At 46.3% G+C, this 16047-nt stretch carries 21 protein-coding genes and 4 pseudogenes; 23 read left to right on the top strand and 2 right to left on the bottom strand.

Translation table 11 applies throughout. The annotated features are described in order from the left end of the window. Window positions 1-6 precede the first annotated feature (6 nt). Window positions 7-681, bottom strand: a complete 675-nt coding sequence (locus B1A75_RS11235; protein WP_066234250.1) for a GNAT family N-acetyltransferase — start codon at window positions 679-681, stop codon at window positions 7-9. A gap of 490 nt (window positions 682-1171) precedes the next feature. Continuing rightward, window positions 1172-1537 (bottom strand): transcriptional activator HxlR, encoded by a 366-nt coding sequence (gene hxlR / locus B1A75_RS11230; protein ID WP_062898709.1) that lies wholly within the window; start codon window positions 1535-1537, stop codon window positions 1172-1174. Window positions 1538-1995: 458 nt separating this feature from the next. Here hxlR and zwf point away from each other — a divergent pair. The 23 genes and pseudogenes from zwf to B1A75_RS11120 all read left to right on the top strand — a co-directional run. After that, window positions 1996-3452 (top strand): annotated as a pseudogene (gene zwf / locus B1A75_RS11225) (glucose-6-phosphate dehydrogenase). A gap of 107 nt (window positions 3453-3559) precedes the next feature. Continuing rightward, window positions 3560-4462 carry a phosphogluconate dehydrogenase (NAD(+)-dependent, decarboxylating) gene (gnd, locus tag B1A75_RS11220; protein WP_062898707.1) on the top strand — a complete coding sequence of 301 codons (903 nt, stop codon included), beginning with the start codon at window positions 3560-3562 and terminating at the stop codon, window positions 4460-4462. Window positions 4463-4728: 266 nt separating this feature from the next. Further along, window positions 4729-5839 (top strand): annotated as a pseudogene (tnpB, locus tag B1A75_RS11215) (IS200/IS605 family element RNA-guided endonuclease TnpB). A 298-nt stretch (window positions 5840-6137) separates the two neighbouring features. Continuing rightward, window positions 6138-7418, top strand: coding sequence for a right-handed parallel beta-helix repeat-containing protein (locus B1A75_RS11210; RefSeq protein WP_033025658.1), 1281 nt, complete (start codon window positions 6138-6140; stop codon window positions 7416-7418). After that, window positions 7415-7939, top strand: coding sequence for a nitrous oxide reductase accessory protein NosL (locus tag B1A75_RS11205; protein WP_033025657.1), 525 nt, complete (start codon window positions 7415-7417; stop codon window positions 7937-7939). The genes B1A75_RS11210 and B1A75_RS11205 overlap by 4 nt, the downstream gene beginning before the upstream one ends. A 135-nt stretch (window positions 7940-8074) precedes the next feature. Continuing rightward, on the top strand, window positions 8075-8884 hold the full coding sequence (locus B1A75_RS11200; protein WP_074043209.1) for an ABC transporter permease: 810 nt from the start codon (window positions 8075-8077) through the stop codon (window positions 8882-8884). Then, the gene (locus B1A75_RS11195) at window positions 8881-9582 is read left to right on the top strand and encodes an ABC transporter ATP-binding protein (protein ID WP_062898704.1); all 702 of its coding nucleotides are present in this window, start codon (window positions 8881-8883) and stop codon (window positions 9580-9582) included. Before B1A75_RS11200 ends, B1A75_RS11195 begins: the two co-directional genes overlap by 4 nt. A 64-nt stretch (window positions 9583-9646) precedes the next feature. Continuing rightward, window positions 9647-10177, top strand: a pseudogene (locus tag B1A75_RS11190) (rhodanese-like domain-containing protein); the annotation flags it as partial. A gap of 167 nt (window positions 10178-10344) precedes the next feature. Next, the gene (locus B1A75_RS11185) at window positions 10345-10683 is read left to right on the top strand and encodes a cytochrome c biogenesis CcdA family protein (protein WP_239691200.1); all 339 of its coding nucleotides are present in this window, start codon (window positions 10345-10347) and stop codon (window positions 10681-10683) included. Then, window positions 10667-10963: a TlpA disulfide reductase family protein gene (locus tag B1A75_RS11180; RefSeq protein ID WP_239691199.1), complete on the top strand. Its 297-nt coding sequence runs from the start codon at window positions 10667-10669 to the stop codon at window positions 10961-10963. Before B1A75_RS11185 ends, B1A75_RS11180 begins: the two co-directional genes overlap by 17 nt. A gap of 24 nt (window positions 10964-10987) precedes the next feature. Further along, on the top strand, window positions 10988-11356 hold the full coding sequence (locus B1A75_RS11175) for a YidH family protein (RefSeq protein ID WP_033025648.1): 369 nt from the start codon (window positions 10988-10990) through the stop codon (window positions 11354-11356). Between the two features lie 167 nt (window positions 11357-11523). Beyond that, complete coding sequence (locus tag B1A75_RS11170; RefSeq protein ID WP_033025646.1) at window positions 11524-11913, top strand: DsrE/DsrF/DrsH-like family protein; 390 nt, start codon at window positions 11524-11526, stop codon at window positions 11911-11913. Between the two features lie 23 nt (window positions 11914-11936). Further along, window positions 11937-12182: a glutaredoxin family protein gene (locus B1A75_RS11165; RefSeq protein ID WP_042379787.1), complete on the top strand. Its 246-nt coding sequence runs from the start codon at window positions 11937-11939 to the stop codon at window positions 12180-12182. 78 nt (window positions 12183-12260) lie between these two features. Then, on the top strand, window positions 12261-12554 hold the full coding sequence (locus B1A75_RS19360) for a rhodanese-like domain-containing protein (RefSeq protein ID WP_371878466.1): 294 nt from the start codon (window positions 12261-12263) through the stop codon (window positions 12552-12554). Beyond that, window positions 12529-12648: pseudogene (locus tag B1A75_RS20775) on the top strand (MBL fold metallo-hydrolase); the annotation flags it as partial. The gene B1A75_RS19360 and the pseudogene B1A75_RS20775, both read left to right, overlap by 26 nt. A gap of 145 nt (window positions 12649-12793) precedes the next feature. Beyond that, window positions 12794-13363 carry a class I SAM-dependent methyltransferase gene (locus B1A75_RS11155; protein ID WP_042379791.1) on the top strand — a complete coding sequence of 190 codons (570 nt, stop codon included), beginning with the start codon at window positions 12794-12796 and terminating at the stop codon, window positions 13361-13363. Between the two features lie 89 nt (window positions 13364-13452). After that, entirely contained in the window at window positions 13453-13845 is a 393-nt protein-coding gene (locus B1A75_RS11150) for a rhodanese-like domain-containing protein (protein WP_094238828.1), read from the top strand. Next, a complete protein-coding gene (locus B1A75_RS11145) occupies window positions 13812-14072 on the top strand; it encodes a metal-sensitive transcriptional regulator (RefSeq protein ID WP_033025642.1) in 261 nt (86 codons plus the stop codon). Before B1A75_RS11150 ends, B1A75_RS11145 begins: the two co-directional genes overlap by 34 nt. A 111-nt stretch (window positions 14073-14183) precedes the next feature. After that, window positions 14184-14411 (top strand): sulfurtransferase TusA family protein, encoded by a 228-nt coding sequence (locus B1A75_RS11140; protein ID WP_033025641.1) that lies wholly within the window; start codon window positions 14184-14186, stop codon window positions 14409-14411. Window positions 14412-14462: 51 nt separating this feature from the next. Next, window positions 14463-14945 carry a DsrE/DsrF/DrsH-like family protein gene (locus B1A75_RS11135; RefSeq protein ID WP_033025640.1) on the top strand — a complete coding sequence of 161 codons (483 nt, stop codon included), beginning with the start codon at window positions 14463-14465 and terminating at the stop codon, window positions 14943-14945. A 14-nt stretch (window positions 14946-14959) separates the two neighbouring features. After that, on the top strand, window positions 14960-15325 hold the full coding sequence (locus B1A75_RS11130; protein WP_042379795.1) for a rhodanese-like domain-containing protein: 366 nt from the start codon (window positions 14960-14962) through the stop codon (window positions 15323-15325). 12 nt (window positions 15326-15337) lie between these two features. Beyond that, on the top strand, window positions 15338-15634 hold the full coding sequence (locus B1A75_RS11125) for a rhodanese-like domain-containing protein (protein WP_042379798.1): 297 nt from the start codon (window positions 15338-15340) through the stop codon (window positions 15632-15634). 22 nt (window positions 15635-15656) lie between these two features. Beyond that, the coding region (locus tag B1A75_RS11120; protein ID WP_079936203.1) for a sulfurtransferase TusA family protein at window positions 15657-16047 on the top strand (391 nt) is incomplete at its 3' end.

Genomic DNA, 16047 nt, shown 5'->3' with positions numbered 1-16047 from the left:
TCTCCTTTAAGATTTTGAGCGATAAAAAGGATTTTTCCATTCCATCAGTGCAGCATAATTGCACGATTCTTCATCTTCTAAATAGTTCGCCACCACTTTGACCGGTGTGCGGCCGCAGCGAAGCAGGAAGGTAATAACAGGATCCTTCAATTCGCCTTTTACTACCGCTTCGAGATATTGCTCCGCTGTCATCTCATGCGCTTTTTTATGATAGCCAGGCATCCTCCCTCCGCCTAACAGCCGCTCTAGTCCCAAATGAACAACCACTTCATACATGGATAGCATCAGCCATTTTCCCAGCCCCAATTTGCGGTAGGCAGGGCGCACGCCAATATCAACGACATAAAGCGTATTCCCGTTTGGGTTATGGTTACGGATATATCCATTATCCGTGATCTCTTCCCATGTATGGTCTGGATGGCTGGGATCAAAGTCGACAATAAGCCCTGTCATTGACCCCGCAATTTCACCATTCACCTCAACACATAAGGCTCCCTCTGGAAAGAGCGTAACATGATTTTTCAATTGTTCCGTGTTCCACCATAACTCAGAGGGGAATGGTGGCGGGAAACTTTCCTGTTGGATGAGGATTAAGCCAGGAAAGTCTTTTTCTTCATAATTTCGGATCACTGCTGGAACAGGATGGTCTTGGTCAAAGACATAAAACTCCTTTCGATACATTCTTACCCCTCCTCTCTCGTTATCCATCTAGCAATGTATCGCCCATTCATGTGGCGATACTGATATTATTAGGCACATCATTCCATTTAACAAGTAGATACTTTCGTGTTACATAGTGTGAAAAATTATACCTAAAAAAGAAATTCGGAATATTTTTTCCAGACCATCCTCGCATTCGAACAGCCATGTCAAGTCCTCATTATTGTCAGTGAACTTGGATCACTGGAAAACAAAAGCACTTTTTTGCCGTTTTTCTTTTTACGCCATTTTCGGGACTCAATCAACAGTCATCAACGTATATACAGAAAAACCAACGGACAGCGGATCTTTCATAAAGATGGTTGTCCGTTGGTTTTTCGCGTCTAATATAAAACTTATTGCTTTCCTCATCATCTTCATGTGTGTATTTCTTTGTTTACCAGCAAAAAAAGAAAAGTACATATACATACACGCAGAGTGTTTTCGAAGCTTTCATAACGGAGAAAGCTTTCTACTTAGTGGCTTCATTGATTTTTACTTGCCCCTTTACGACCGTCTCCATATAGTTTTTGCCCCATTCATACATCGCATCAAGAATTGGCATCAAACTTTTCCCATGTTCGGTCAATGAATATTCTACTTTTGGCGGAACAACAGGATAGACTTCACGATGAACAATTCGATCTTGCTCCAGCTCCCGCAGCTGGTTAACAAGCATTCTTTGGGTGATCCCAGGCATGAGGGCTTTTAATTCGCTAAACCGCTTCTTTCCCCCTTTTCCTAGATGCCATAAAATAAGCATTTTCCATTTACCGCCAATAACAGCGAGTGTTAATTCTTTTTCACAATTATACGTCTTGCCACAAACGTGCCCCATCGTTTCACCTCCCATGTTGATTATAACCTATGGTATACTTTTTGTCACTTTATAATCATAAAGCACATACTGACAAATAAATGTTATATATCTTTTATTTTCACTCATTGCAAATGGTATTCATTCCTTCTGGATAATATAATCCATTCATTGCATCTGGATGCCTTTTATATCATTAAGTATTTTTTTTTACACTATATTATATTTTTGTCACTACATGATAATAAAGTGCGTACTTCTCAATAAGTTTTATACACATTATACTAGCATCTGTAAACAATCACGAGTACTGGAGGGAGCAGCATGAATCGTTTTACTATTCCTCGCGATATTTATTTTGGAGAGAATGCTCTCTTCATAAAAATACCAATTCGAGCAATGTAGTAAACGTCGTTATATCTGCTCTATCAACTTTATTCTTTTTGAAAAATGTTTCGAAAAGTCAGGGGGGGATCACATTGGATTCAATGACCTTTATCTTGTTTGGAGCAACAGGTGATTTAGCGAAACGAAAAATTTTCCCTGCATTATATAATTTATTTCTTGATCAAAAAATGCCGCAGTCATTTTCCATTATTGGTGTAAGCAAAAGAGAATTATCCGATGAGGCATTTCAAATATATGTGGAAAATTCGGTAAAAACCTTTTCCAGACGTTTGACAAATGACCGTTCCAAAATGAAGGAGTTTCTTCGCGCGTTTCGCTATATTTCTTTAAATGTAACAAATGCACAAGGGTATAAAAAGTTGCTCGAAATGGTTCAACAACGGGAAAAAGAATTGAATATTCCTGAAAACCGCGTGTTTTATTTATCTGTTGCGCCGGAATTTTTCGATGTGATCGCGTCGAACATCAAGGAAAGCGGATTAGGATCCACAAAAGGTTGGAAACGTCTGATTATCGAAAAACCGTTTGGCCACGATATCAAATCGGCCCAAGATTTAAACGAAAAATTAAGCCAAACTTTCGAAGAAGAAGAAATTTATCGGGTAGATCATTACCTTGGAAAGCCGATGGTGCAAAACCTTGAAGCTTTAAAATTTGCCAACCCTGTGTTTCAAGCAATATGGAATAATCAATTTATAGCCAATGTGCAAATTACAGCTAGCGAGACCGTTGGGGTAGAACAAAGAGCAAGCTACTATGATCAGGCAGGCGCCATTCGCGACATGTTTCAAAACCATATGTTGCAACTGTTGATGATGACAGCCATGCACTTGCCAAAACAAATTAGCGCAAAAGACATCCGTAACGAGAAAAGAAAAATTATGGAATCTCTTCGACCAATACAGAAGGAAGAAGTAGGTTTGCACGTCGTTCGCGGCCAATACGGTCCTGGAGAAATCGATGGCAAACCAGTGGTTGGATATAAAGAAGAACCTGGCATCGATGCTTCTTCGACAACGGAGACATTTGTTGCGGCCCGTCTGTGGATTGATGATGAAAACTGGAGCGGGGTGCCATTCTACATCCGTACAGGTAAAAGAATGAAGGAAAAGTCCACACGTATCGTGATTGAGTTTAAAAATCCATTAAAGGAATGGTACTTGCCAAAAAATGAAGAAACAGCTCCTAATCTTTTGGTGATTCAAATCAATCCGAACGAAGGTGTTTCGCTGCAATTCAATAGTAAAAATGTATTCAACAACGGAAAGATGGAGCCTGTCCATATGGACTTCGCGACGAATCAGAAAGAGGTGCCTGAAGCGTATGAACTCTTAATTTTTGACGCTTTACACGGCGATTCGACTTTCTTTGCCCATTGGAAAGAGGTCGAACTATCTTGGAAATGGCTGCAACCTATTTTAGAGGCATTTGCGGAAAACCTCCTTCCTCTTTACTCCTATCGTTCAGGATCGATGGGGCCAGAGGCTTCTTACAATTATTGAAAGAAGACGGATTTTATTGGCGGTAAATAAGCTCTTCCGGAGCAAACCCGAAAACATAATTTCTGGATAAACTAACTATGAAATAGGAATAGCTAATCTTCTTTGACCAAGATATTTTTAGGAGGTAGTCAGCATGAGAGTCGGGCTAGTCGGTTTAGGAAAAATGGGATTAAACTTAGGCAAAAATCTCATGGACCATAAGCACGAAGTAGTGGCGTTCGATATAAATGCAAATGCGGTTGAAGAAATAAAAAAATACGGTGCTAAAGGCGTATCCACTTTAAAGGAACTCGTCCTATCATTAGAAAAACCGAGAATTGTCTGGATAATGGTTCCCCACACCGTTGTTGATTCGGTGATTAGTGAAATTGCGCCATTTTTAAGCAAAGGAGACATTGTGATTGATGGTGGCAATTCTCACTACAAAGAATCAATTCGTCGCTACAACGAGCTAAAGGAGATTGGAGTTCACTTTATGGATGCGGGAACTTCTGGCGGAGTCGAAGGTGCTCGAAACGGAGCATGTTACATGGTTGGAGGCGATCCCGAAGCTTGGAACATGGTCGAGCCTCTTTTCCGCGACACTGCTGTAAAAAATGGGTATTTATATACTGGAAAAGCAGGTAGCGGCCACTTCTTAAAAATGGTCCACAATGGGATTGAATATGGAATGATGGCTGCCATTGGCGAAGGATTCGAAATATTAGAAAAAAGCGAATTCGATTACGACTATGAAAAAGTGGCGAGAGTGTGGAACAATGGTTCGGTTATTCGTTCATGGCTCATGGAATTAACAGAACGCGCGTTTTCAAAAGATGCAAAATTAGAGGAAATCAAAGGAATTATGCATTCTTCCGGTGAAGGAAAATGGACGGTCGAGACAGCATTAGATCTGCAAACGGCCACTCCTGTCATCGCCATGGCCTTATTGATGCGGTATCGTTCATTAGAAAGCGATACATTTACAGGAAAAGTGGTAGCCGCTCTACGCAATGAATTTGGCGGACATGCTGTAGAAAAAAATGAGAAGAAATAACATAAAATCCCCTTGCAGTAAGACTTACAATGGACATGCGCTGCAAAATAGAATGAGAAAGGAGAAGTGTATATGGCTATCTCTTTTGATTACTCCCATGCCTTGCCATTTATCATCCTGAATCGAGAAGACCCCCACTTCCACGCGTGAGCGGAAGTGGGGGATGAATCGGTATTCGCCATCGATTTCCCTCTTGCCTCCAACGAATCAAAGGTGTAAAATAGACAGAAACAGAACAAATGTTCCGTTCTAAAAGAGGGAAGGTCATGCACAAAGCCTACCGCTTCCTGCTGTATCCCACCCGCACACAAGCGGAACGGATCCATCAAACCATCGGGTGTTGCCGGTTTGTGTACAACCACTTTTTGTCCGAATGGAATCAGGCGTATGAAACCACCGGAAGAGGACTCGGCTACAACGAGTGCTCCAAGCGGCTGACCGCCTTAAAGCAGACCCTTCCGTGGCTGAAGACTCCCGATTCGACCGCCTTGCAAAACGCGCTGCAACAGTTGGACGAGGCGTTTGACCGATTCTTCGATGGAATCGCGAACGCTCCCCGCTTCAAAAGCAAAAAACATCCGAACCAATCGTACACCGCCCAGTGCAACTATTCAAAGAAAGGGCGCCCATCGATCGAAGTGGACGGCCATCGATTGAAACTTCCCAAGCTCGGATGGGTGAAGTTTGCCAAAAGCCGTGAGGTTCAAGGCCGCATTCTCTCGGCCACCATTCGTCGAAACCGAACAGGGAAGTATTTCGTCTCCATCTTGGTGGAAACGGAGATTCCTCCATTGTCCACCACCGACAAGCAAGTGGGGGTGGATGTGGGGTTGAAGCATATGGTGGTTCTTTCCACGGGTGAGAAGATCGAACACCCCCGGTATTGGCGCCGATATGAAGAAAAGCTCGCCTACTGGCAGCGGGTGATGTCCCGCCGGAAGCCGGGCGGTTCGAACTGGCATAAAGCCCGCTTGAAAGCGGCCAAGCTTCATGAGAAAATCGCCAACTGCCGGAACGATTTCCTGCACAAACTGTCCACCCGCCTCATCCGCGAAAACCAAGTGGTGTGCGTGGAGGACTTGCGCGTGCGGAACATGCAAAAGAACCGCAAGCTGGCCAAACGCATTTCCGATTCCGCGTGGGGGCGTTTTCTCAAGATGCTTGAGTATAAAGCGAAATGGTACGGGCGGACGTTGGTCCGTGTCGCGAGCACCTCCATCGAGCCAATTGTGCTCGTGCTGCGGGCATCGGCAGATTGAGGTGAAATCGCTCGACATCCGCGAGTGGGTGTGCCCAAACTGCGGAGCCGAACATGACCGGGACCATAACGCCGCCCGGAATATCCTGAATGAAGGGCTTCGTTTGCTGTCGTTGTAAGGCAGTCGAACCGTGGGACGCACGGGGATGGCTTGGTTAACAGCCTGCCGTAGGGCGGGTGTTCCCAAGAATCTCCCACCTCTAAGCGTGAGCGTAGGTGGGAGAGCGTTCAATGTTGTGAAGAGAACGCCCATTGGCGGAAAAATATACGAAAACGGTGTCGCATTTGTTTTTTGAACGCAAAGCAATCAACGCAACGATTCAAAAATAATAAACGTGAATGTTGAACAATTGACAAACGGTTTTCACAAAGTTCACATCATTGTTTGGTATTGTATCACAAGAAGGTGGTGAGCCGATGAGGAGATATGCAGATCATTGGCTGCTTGTCCTATTGCTGCTCCTTGTCTTTCCGTTGCCGGCGCGTGCGGAAGAAACCGTTCAAGCCCGCATCGACGAAGCGCCGGAGTATGGGGTGGTGAGGCTAGCGAGCGGCGTCTATGATGAAGCGATCGTATTATCGAAACCACTTACGTTGGAAGGGATTGGGGAGGTGACGATTCGTTCGTGCCGCAAGTCTCCTGTCATTGCGATATACGGCCGGCATGTTGTGCTCAAAAATATTCGTGTGGTGCAATGTGGTGATGCGCCCGATATGCCGGCGATTTACGTAACCGGACATGATCATACGATCGACGGTGTGCGCGTGTTGACGAATCAGCAAGGCGTCAAGCTTGATCACGCGCATCATACAACCATTGTCCACTGCGCTGTTCAAGGCGAGAAAAACGGCAATGGCATTGATCTATGGGAATCGACGCAAAACGTGATTCATTATACGGCGATTGAGCGGGTAAAAGACGGAATTTACATGGAAAACAGCCATAACAACGTACTAAGCGGCAATCACATTGACAATGCCCGCTATGGCATTCATGTCATGTTTTCGAATCGCATCGTGTTGCGAAAAAACATTTCCGAAAAAAATATCGCTGGAGCGATGGTGATGGGGACAGAGCAAACAACGATTGAACAAAATTCGTTCGTGCAAAACAAAAGAAATGTCCACTCTCAAGGCCTTTTGTTATACGATGCGGCGAAAACGATTGTACGAAAGAACCGAATCGCGGCCAATCGAGTCGGAATTTATGTGGAACAAGCGCGCCATAACGAATTGACTGAGAACGATGTTTCCCACAATTTTATCGGCATGCAGTGGAATGAATCGTCGAACAATCGTGTTTCGGACAATTCATTCATTGGCAATGTCTATGACGCACAAGCCATTCGCAGTCCTGACAATACCATTGTTCGTAACTATTGGGACGCAGCGACTAAATTAGATGTCACGGGCAAGGGAGTCAGCGCCATCCCGTATCGAGCTGATCCGTTTTTCCTAGCGCTTACCGTCGACGTGCCGGAATACCAATTGTTTTTTCAGTCACCAGGTATGATTGTCTTGCAAAAGTTGTTGCGCAGTCCTGACGAACAAGTGCTGACGGATGACGCTCCGCTCATGGAGCAACCGACGGCAAGGAAGGATCGGCCTTCCCGGTCGGCAAGCCTGTTGTATGTGATGAGTGCTGTGATGATCGCTGGAAGCATTAGTGGATTTATAATAGGGAGGAAACGACCATGAAAGCAAAAGGAATATGGTTGGCCATTTTTATCTTCATTATTGGCGTCATAACTGGTTGCAACCAAAAGGCTGAGCCGGTAGCCATTGATGAAAAAAACGATAAATGTGATTTTTGCCATATGGCGGTAGGAAATAATCAATTTGCGACCGAACTCGTATTGAAAAATGGCAAAGTGTTGAAGTTTGATGACATCGGTTGTATGTATCAATGGATGAAGGAACATAAAAACGAAACGGTCGAAGCCATGTTTGTTCGCGATTATGAAACGAACGATTGGCTGGAGGCGGATCAAGCAACATATGTATATGATCAAACAATTCGCACTCCTATGGCATACAATGTGATCTCTTTTAAAGATGAAGATAAAGCAAAGAAATTTGTCGAACAACATGGTGGAGCGGTTTTGACGTATAATGAACTGGGTCGCCATACATGGGAACGAAATAAAGAGATGATGATGGAAATGAAAAAAGAACATATGAAAATGGACAAACAGAAGGATAACCATATGGGCAACTGAGCGCCAGTTGCCTTTTTGTTTATCTGTCCGTTGCCTGCACGGGCTGTTCTGTAGAGAGATCTAATGTTTCGAAACTCTTAGGTGTTTCTCGAGTGGCTGTTGAAACTGAAACATCGATGGAGAGGACAGAGAAGGATGTGGAATATCGGACGGATGGAATGGCGGCTGCTGATGCGCCAATATTCCTCTTATTCGTTTGTTTTGTTATGGGTTGTCATATTGTCGCTATTATTTTTCATCGCCAAAAACGATGCAGATTTTGCTGGATATACGAATGTCACAGGAACGATCGCGAACATTATCTTATATCTTTTGCCTCTGTTTATGCTCATTGCCGGTTCGTTCGCGATTGCGGGTGAGATGGAAAATGGACAATGGCGCCTGTTATGTACGTATCCGCTGTCACAGGCCATGTATGTGGCCGGGAAATGGCTTGGGCAATGGTTAGGGCAGGCGACATTGTTTACGTTTAGTTTTGGCGTGAGCGTAGCGATCAGTTCCTTTGCTGGAATCGCATTGCCGGTGAAATGGGTGATTGCGCTCTATAGTTTTTCATTATTCCTCATCGCTTTGTTTCTCATGTTGGGTCTATCCGTCGGCGCGTTTACGTCGACTCGATGGCAAGCGTTGACGGTATCGGTCGGAGTATGGTTTTTGTTCATTATGATTTGGCCGACGTTGTTAATTGCTGTGCTTAACATCGTTCCATATCCGCTCATTGCCCCTTTGTTGCAAGCGGCGACGCTTTTCAATCCGGCCGAGGTGTTGCGTGTGGCGTTTGTGGTCGAATTGGGGGGGAGCGCCATTTTCGGACAAGCTTATGATCATTTGATCCATTTATGGAAAAAAAAGTTCAGGCTGATATTGACCGTATATGCCATTGGCTATCTATGTTTGTTATGGTCCATGGCAACGTGGAAGTTAACAAGGAGGAAACAACGATGACCGGACTCGATGTGCGGGAAGTGTCAAAAATGTATAAGAAGAAAACCGCGTTGTCTTCGCTGTCCTTTCAGGCGAATCGAGGGGAGTGTATCGTTTTATGCGGAGGAAACGGCGCGGGGAAAAGCACGCTTCTTTCAATTTTAGCGGGCATTTTGCCGCCGACAGATGGAACGGTCACCCTTCACGGTGTTTCCTTGCGGATGAATCGAAAGCAATACATTTCGCACATCGGATACATGCCGGATGAGTTCCATGCGCCGCCCATGATGACCGTTTGGGAATTTCTTTCGTTTTATGCATCATTGCGAAAAGTCACGCGAGAACAGGTGGAAGAAACGCTTCGTGACATAGGATTGGAAGCGCAAAAAAAGGAATGGATCAAGCATTTATCAAAAGGAATGCGGCAGCGGTTGTTGTTCGGTCAGGCGTTATTAGGAAATCCGGCGTTATTGCTTCTTGATGAGCCGACAAACGGTCTCGATCCGTTTTGGATTGATCGGTTTATCGATATATTGAAACAGAGAAAAAACGAGGGGACGATCATTATTTTTTCGACACATATGATGGATGTGGCCGCAGATATCGGGGATATCATTGTATTTATGAAAAATGGGGCTATCGTTCATCGAATCGAGACCGCAGCCTGTGGATCGAAAGAACAAACGGTGTTGCAGCTGTTGGCTTTGCACCGACAATGAATGATCGAATCGATTGGATCGGCGCGGCGATTTGTTTAGCAGGTGTTTCAGTGATGTTATGGGCGCCGAGCCAATGACGTTCAAATTGATTTTCGATCGCAAGACCGGGCGCATTTACGGCGCGCAGGCGGTCGGAAAAGAGGGAGTCGACAAACGGATCGATGTCATTGCCACCGCGATCAAAGGGGGATTGACCGTTCGGGATTTACCGGATTTGGAATTAGCTTATGCGCCGCCGTTCTCTTCGGCGAAAGACCCGGTCAATATGGCTGGGTATGTCGCCTCCAATATCATGGACGGGCTTGTCGAGACGGTGCAGTGGCATGAAATCGAACGGATTGTGGAGGCAGGGGGCGTGTTGATCGATGTCCGCACGGCGGAGGAAACGGCGCGCGGCATGATCCGCGGTTCGATTCACATTCCATTGGACGAATTGCGTGACCGTTTGCATGAGCTCCCGAAAGGAAAGACCATCTATGTGACATGCCAAGCTGGGCTGCGAGGATACATTGCCGTAAGGATTTTGCAGGGGCATGGGTTTCAGGCGAAAAACGTAGATGGCGGATACCGGCTGTACGCCGCTGTCAAGCGATAACGAATGGGGTGCCTTGCCGATAGCGGCAAGGCGTTTTTTTCGTTCTAATGAACTGTTTTTTGTTAGGTAGATTGACAATAGTGAAAAGGCTAGTTAACATACCCGTAGGGGTAGTTTTGTGAATAAAACTTTTTTTCCTCATTCGAAGGCATAGGAATGATGAAAGGATGTCGATCTATATGTCAGTGATATTCGCTTTCGTTGCAGGGGCGCTTTCTTTCTTTTCCCCTTGCATTTTTCCGATTGTTCCTGCTTATGTTGCCCATTTAACAGGCACTCCAATAGCGGAAAACAGAATCCAAGTTGGAAAACGGGAGATCCTCATGCGCTCCCTTGCGTTTATCGGCGGATTCAGTGTCATTTTCGTGCTGATGGGAGCGACGGCAAGTGCGATTGGACAGATGTTGGTTCAATATCGTGGGTTCATTGAGAGTGATGGTGAACATATGGGCGACTTGGTGTCCGCCTTGTCGTGCGGAAATGCCGGATATGCAAAAGTTTTATGAGCAGTATAAAGATGAGGGAGTGGAGATTGTCGCGGTCAATTTAACTCAATCGGAAAGGCAGCCGGAACATGTTGCGCGCTTCATTCAGGAGTATGGAATTACGTTTACTGTCGTTCTTGATGAAAAAGGAGAGGTATCCCGGCAATACCAAGCTCAAGCGATTCCGACGAGCTACTTGATCGATTCGAAAGGAATCATACAGAAAAGGAATCATACAGAAAAAATGATCGGACCGATGAGTTATGACTGGATCGTCGATCATATGCAATCGATCCAGTAAGTTTGGCAAAAGGGGAAATGGTGAATGAGAGAAGAAAGACCAAAGCCGACAGAGGATTCAAAATATATTCAGCAACACTTAGCCAATGAACGGACGTTTCTCGCTTGGATTCGCACTTCGATCGCTGTGATCGGAATTGCTTTCTTGATGATCAACTTGCATGAAAAATCAACGGCGAGCGCCCTGTCGACATTTCTTGTCCAGCTCATCGGGGCATTGGCGGTGGTGATTTCCGTCTGCACGATTGTGTTTTCCACCATTAGTTATGTCATGAAGACAAAACAAATTAATGAACAAACGTTCCGGCCGTCACGCCCGTTAATTTGGTTTTTGGCGTCCTTGTTGTTGCTGATCACTGGATTGTTTGGCTATTATTTCTTCACTTTGCTTTGACAGCGGCACTTTCTCGCCATTTTTTCTTTTTTGTTGACAAAAGGAAAGCGATTCGATAACATAGGGATTGTAATACACATACACGTATGTGTATACAACGCATGTACGTGTATAAAACCGGGATAGGTATCAAACATAATAACAAAAAACATAAGGAGGTTATCTCGATGAAAGTAGCGATCATTGCGGCAAACGGCGGGTTGTTTGATGCGTACAAGGTGTTCAACATCGCGACAGCCGCTGCGGCGGCAGACGCAGAAGTCGGCGTGTTTTTCACGTTTGAAGGGTTGAATCTCATCCACAAAGAAGCGCACAAACAATTGCCGATTCCTGAAGGGAAAGAACATTTTCAACAAGGGTTCCAAAAAGCGAACGTYCCATCGATTGCAGAATTGCTTCAAATGGCGCAAGGGATGGGTGTGAAGCTGATCGCTTGCCAAATGACCATGGACGTCATGGGGTTGGACAAAGACCAATTCGTTGATGGCATTGAAGTGGCGGGGGCGGCGACGTTCCTGCAGTTCGCGAAAGACGCGGACATTACATTGGCCTTCTAATGAGGGAGAGGAGGAAGGAGAATATGGCGCAAGTCACCGTTTATACAACCACTACATGCCCATATTGTGTAATGGCGAAAAACTTTTTGCGCGCCCAAGGGATTCCATTCAAGGAAGTGAATGTCGAGCTCAATCCGGAAGCGGCGCGGAGACTGGTGGAAACGACTGGGCAAATGGGCGTGCCGCAAATCGAAATTAACGGCCGCTGGGTGCTCGGGTATGATCCGGATGCCATTATGGCATTGTGGAATCAAGCGAATCATCGTTGAGAATAACGTGAATCATGACATCAGGAGGGGATATCGTTGGCAAAAACGATTTCGGTCAAAGAAATCGCCAATCAAATCATGCGCGGTGAAGAGTTGTTTATTGTAGACGCCCGCAACCCTGAAGATTTTGCCGATTGGCGGATCGAAGGCAAAGGCGTTGAGGTCGTCAATATTCCGTATTTTGACGTGTTGGACGGTATCGAACCGTATTTGGACCGTTTGCCGAAAGACAAAAGCAAAACGATTTATGCCGTTTGTGCGAAGGGCGGCTCGTCGGAGTTTGTGGCAGAGCAGTTGGAAGCGGCGGGCTATACGGACGTTTATTCGATTGAAGGCGGCATGAAAACTTGCTCCGCAGCCGAATGCTTATAAGGAAATCCGGCAGACGAATATGGGGAAACTGCATCCGACAGAAGACGAACAACGGGAGATGGAAATCGGCCCAAACCGTTGCGCCGTTCGGTAGGGAAAAGAAGCCGGCGTTTTCCGATGCCGGCCCTTTTCATGTTTCAGACTCATAATGGGCGTGTCGACTGGTTGATGTGAGTCGTTTGGAAACCGATAAAAAGAATACAATAACGAATACAAGTTGTCGAATAGGAGGGGACAGGATGACAGGGCATCGTTTTCATTATGAACACGCTGATCGACTGCTCGACCCGAAGCGCAAAGAGTGGATCGACCCGCAACAGGCGATTTCGATGTTGTCCGTGAAACCGGATGACACGGTCGTTGATCTTGGCGCCGGGAATGGCTATTTTACGATTCCTCTCGCGCAGGCGACAAATGGAAAAGTATACGCGGTCGATGTGCAGCCGGAAATGATCCAGTTATTAAAAAAACGGGCGCAGCAGTTTTCGATAACCAACATTGAATATCAGGTGGCGGATGTCGCTTCAACCGCCTTGCTTTCTCATTCGATGGATAAAGGAATCATGGCGTTTGTCTTTCATGAAGTGGAACAAAAAGACGCTGTCGTCGACGAGATTCGCCGCGTGATGAAGCCGAATGGACGATTTCTTTTCATTGAATGGGAAGCGGTTGAAAGCGAAATGGGGCCGCCGCTTCATGAGCGGATTCCGTCGGATGAACTGCTTTCCTATGTGAAACAAAAGGCGAGTGATGTGGAATTGGTCCGTTTTCACCCGGCTGTCTATGGTCTGTTGATTCGCTGGAAATAGCCGATTGTTCAGGGAAATGATTCTTGTTGTCATTATACTGCACAGGGTATATAATGATCGTGCATAGGAGAAGCAGAGGGGGTGAACCGTTGACAGGCAGTAGTTTGTTATTCTTTCTTTTTCTTTTGAGCGTTGCGTTGTACCGACGCTACTATCCTGTGAAAAATATTCCGTGCCTTCCGGTAGGAGAGGTGCCGGACGGCTTGCTTCTTGTCGACTTGCGCGATTATAATGAAAGCAATGGCCCCATATTTGGCCAAGCGTTGCATATTCCGGTGGCGTATTTGAAACGGCATGTTCGGCATATCCCGCGAAAGCCGCTTCATATCATTGCCCAAGATGCCATCGAAAAAAACGTCGGCATCCGGCTGTTGCGCCGCTATGGCTATGAGGTGAAAAGCTATTCGATCGCCGCTTGCGACTGCCGAGAAAGGGGGCGAATGGACCAATGGAATACAATAAAGAAATCAAAAACCGCTTAAAACGGATTGAAGGACAAATTAAAGGCGTTCTTGGCATGATGGAACAAGGGAAGGACTGCAAGAGCGTCGTTTCTCAGCTTTCAGCGGCGCGCAATGCCATTGACCGCGCCATTGCCGTGATCGTCAGCACGAATTTAGAGCACTGTCTGCGTGAAAGCATGCAAAAAGGAGAGAACACAGACGACCTTGTCAAAGAAGCAGTTGAACTATTGGTAAAAAGCCGATAACCCGTTGGTCAACAGCAAGAGAAAAACGTGTTGACAACGTTCTTTTTCTTGTAGTAATATACCCATAGGGGTAATGGTAATAAAACATATGATGTCAAGGAGGTTATCACAATGAACGTAGCGAAAGTATTGGATGCCAAAGGACTTGCCTGCCCGATGCCAGTGGTGAGAGCCAAAAAGGCGATGGACGAATTGGAATCGGGGCAAGTGCTGGAGGTGCAAACGACCGATAAAGGGGCGAAAAACGATTTGCCGGCATGGGCGAAAACAAGCGGGCATACGGTTATTGATATGAAAGAGGAAAACGGTGTGTTGACGTTCTGGATTCAAAAAGGATAATTTCCGGTCTTTCTTATACCTGTGTAAGGTATATAGAAAGGAGGCGGCCAGATGACACAGCCGAAGAAAAAGACGACGATCATTTTGTTCAGCGGCGACTATGACAAGGCGATGGCGGCCTACATCATCGCCAACGGCGCCGCGGCATACGACCATGACGTGACGATTTTTCATACGTTCTGGGGGCTGAACGCCTTGCGGAAAGAGGCGCCGGTTCCGGTGCAAAAAGGATTTCTCGAAAAGATGTTTGCGAAGATGATGCCGCGCGGCGCGGACCGCATGGGGCTGTCGCGCATGAATTTTGCCGGCATCGGCCCAAAGTTGATCAAAAAGGTGATCAAGAAACATAACGCCATGCCGCTTCCGCAGTTGATCGAGATGGCGAAAGAGCAAGGTATAAAACTCGTCGCCTGCCAAATGACGGTCGATTTGCTTGGACTGAAGCCGGAAGAATTGATCGACGGCATTGAGTTTGCCGGCGTCGCCGCGTATTTGGCGGATGCGTCGGAAGGAAATGTGAACTTATTCATTTAAAATGAGGGAACGATATGTCGCAAACGATCATCAACATCATCCTGTTTGTTTTGCTTGTTTGGTTTTTCGCCAGCCGCTTCATCCCGCCGAAAGGGGTGCGGATGATCACGACAGCGGAGTTGAAACGCCGGTTGAAAGAACCTGGGGTGCAATATATTGATGTGCGAACCCCAACGGAGTTTCGTTCTTACCATCTGCCAGGGTTTCGGAATATCCCGCTGCACGAATTGGCAACGCGCGTTCACGAACTATCCAAAGAAAAAGAAGTGATTGTCATTTGCCAAAGCGGGATGCGAAGCCAAAAAGCAAGCAAGATCTTAAAAAAACTTGGCTTCCGTTCCGTTACGAACGTCAAAGGAGGCCTGAACGCTTGGCAGTAGAGGAGGATGACGATGAAAACGATCACGCCAAAAGAGGTGGAAGAGCGCCTTCGCACGGGAGAGGCGCTTCACATCATCGACGTGCGCGAGCCGGATGAAGTCGCCGCAGGCAAAATTCCGGGAGCGGTCAACATTCCGCTCGGTTTGATCGAGTTCCGCATGCATGAATTGGACAAAAATGAAGAATATATTCTTGTCTGCCGTTCCGGCGGTCGGAGCGGCCGGGCGGCGGAATTTCTTGAAAGTCAAGGGTATCGGGTCATCAACATGACAGGCGGCATGCTGGCCTGGGAAGGGCCTGTCGAATAAACGTTCAAAGGGGGATTTGCTGATGATCAAAGTCGATATGACGGTAGACGCGAAAGGATTGTCCTGCCCGATGCCGATCGTCCGCACGAAAAAGGCGATCAACGAATTGGAGCCGGGCCAAGTGTTGGAAGTGCAGGCGACGGATAAGGGGTCCAAAGCCGATATCAAAGCATGGGCGGAAAGCACAGGGCATCAATATTTAGGAACAATTGAAGAAAATGGGATTTTGAAACATTATATCCGCAAGGCAACGGAAAATGAAGCACGCAAAGAAACGGCATTTCCTCATGTCGTATCGAATGAAGAATTGCAAGAAAAACTGGACGATCCTAATTCGTTTGTCTTGGATGTCCGCGAACCGGCGGAGTATGCGTTTGGCCATATTCCGGGCGCCGTTTCGATTCCGCTTGGAG

The organism is Geobacillus sp. LEMMY01, assembly GCF_002042905.1.
Taxonomy (GTDB): domain Bacteria; phylum Bacillota; class Bacilli; order Bacillales; family Anoxybacillaceae; genus Geobacillus; species Geobacillus proteiniphilus.
The sequence above is the reverse complement of the archived record's forward strand: the minus strand, read 5'-3'. Positions and strand labels throughout refer to the sequence as shown.

Excerpts from the sequence above, each read along its gene's own strand:
- B1A75_RS11235 (WP_066234250.1), bottom strand. The coding sequence starts at position 681 with ATGTATCGAAAGGAGTTTTATGTCTTTGACCAAGACCATCCTGTTCCA.
- hxlR (WP_062898709.1), bottom strand. The coding sequence starts at position 1,537 with ATGGGGCACGTTTGTGGCAAGACGTATAATTGTGAAAAAGAATTAACA.
- gnd (WP_062898707.1), top strand. The coding sequence starts at position 3,560 with ATGAGAGTCGGGCTAGTCGGTTTAGGAAAAATGGGATTAAACTTAGGC.
- B1A75_RS11210 (WP_033025658.1), top strand. The coding sequence starts at position 6,138 with ATGAGGAGATATGCAGATCATTGGCTGCTTGTCCTATTGCTGCTCCTT.
- B1A75_RS11205 (WP_033025657.1), top strand. The coding sequence starts at position 7,415 with ATGAAAGCAAAAGGAATATGGTTGGCCATTTTTATCTTCATTATTGGC.
- B1A75_RS11200 (WP_074043209.1), top strand. The coding sequence starts at position 8,075 with ATGTGGAATATCGGACGGATGGAATGGCGGCTGCTGATGCGCCAATAT.
- B1A75_RS11195 (WP_062898704.1), top strand. The coding sequence starts at position 8,881 with ATGACCGGACTCGATGTGCGGGAAGTGTCAAAAATGTATAAGAAGAAA.
- B1A75_RS11185 (WP_239691200.1), top strand. The coding sequence starts at position 10,345 with ATGTCGATCTATATGTCAGTGATATTCGCTTTCGTTGCAGGGGCGCTT.
- B1A75_RS11180 (WP_239691199.1), top strand. The coding sequence starts at position 10,667 with ATGCAAAAGTTTTATGAGCAGTATAAAGATGAGGGAGTGGAGATTGTC.
- B1A75_RS11175 (WP_033025648.1), top strand. The coding sequence starts at position 10,988 with ATGAGAGAAGAAAGACCAAAGCCGACAGAGGATTCAAAATATATTCAG.
- B1A75_RS11165 (WP_042379787.1), top strand. The coding sequence starts at position 11,937 with ATGGCGCAAGTCACCGTTTATACAACCACTACATGCCCATATTGTGTA.
- B1A75_RS19360 (WP_371878466.1), top strand. The coding sequence starts at position 12,261 with ATGCGCGGTGAAGAGTTGTTTATTGTAGACGCCCGCAACCCTGAAGAT.
- B1A75_RS11155 (WP_042379791.1), top strand. The coding sequence starts at position 12,794 with ATGACAGGGCATCGTTTTCATTATGAACACGCTGATCGACTGCTCGAC.
- B1A75_RS11145 (WP_033025642.1), top strand. The coding sequence starts at position 13,812 with ATGGAATACAATAAAGAAATCAAAAACCGCTTAAAACGGATTGAAGGA.
- B1A75_RS11140 (WP_033025641.1), top strand. The coding sequence starts at position 14,184 with ATGAACGTAGCGAAAGTATTGGATGCCAAAGGACTTGCCTGCCCGATG.
- B1A75_RS11135 (WP_033025640.1), top strand. The coding sequence starts at position 14,463 with ATGACACAGCCGAAGAAAAAGACGACGATCATTTTGTTCAGCGGCGAC.
- B1A75_RS11130 (WP_042379795.1), top strand. The coding sequence starts at position 14,960 with ATGTCGCAAACGATCATCAACATCATCCTGTTTGTTTTGCTTGTTTGG.
- B1A75_RS11125 (WP_042379798.1), top strand. The coding sequence starts at position 15,338 with ATGAAAACGATCACGCCAAAAGAGGTGGAAGAGCGCCTTCGCACGGGA.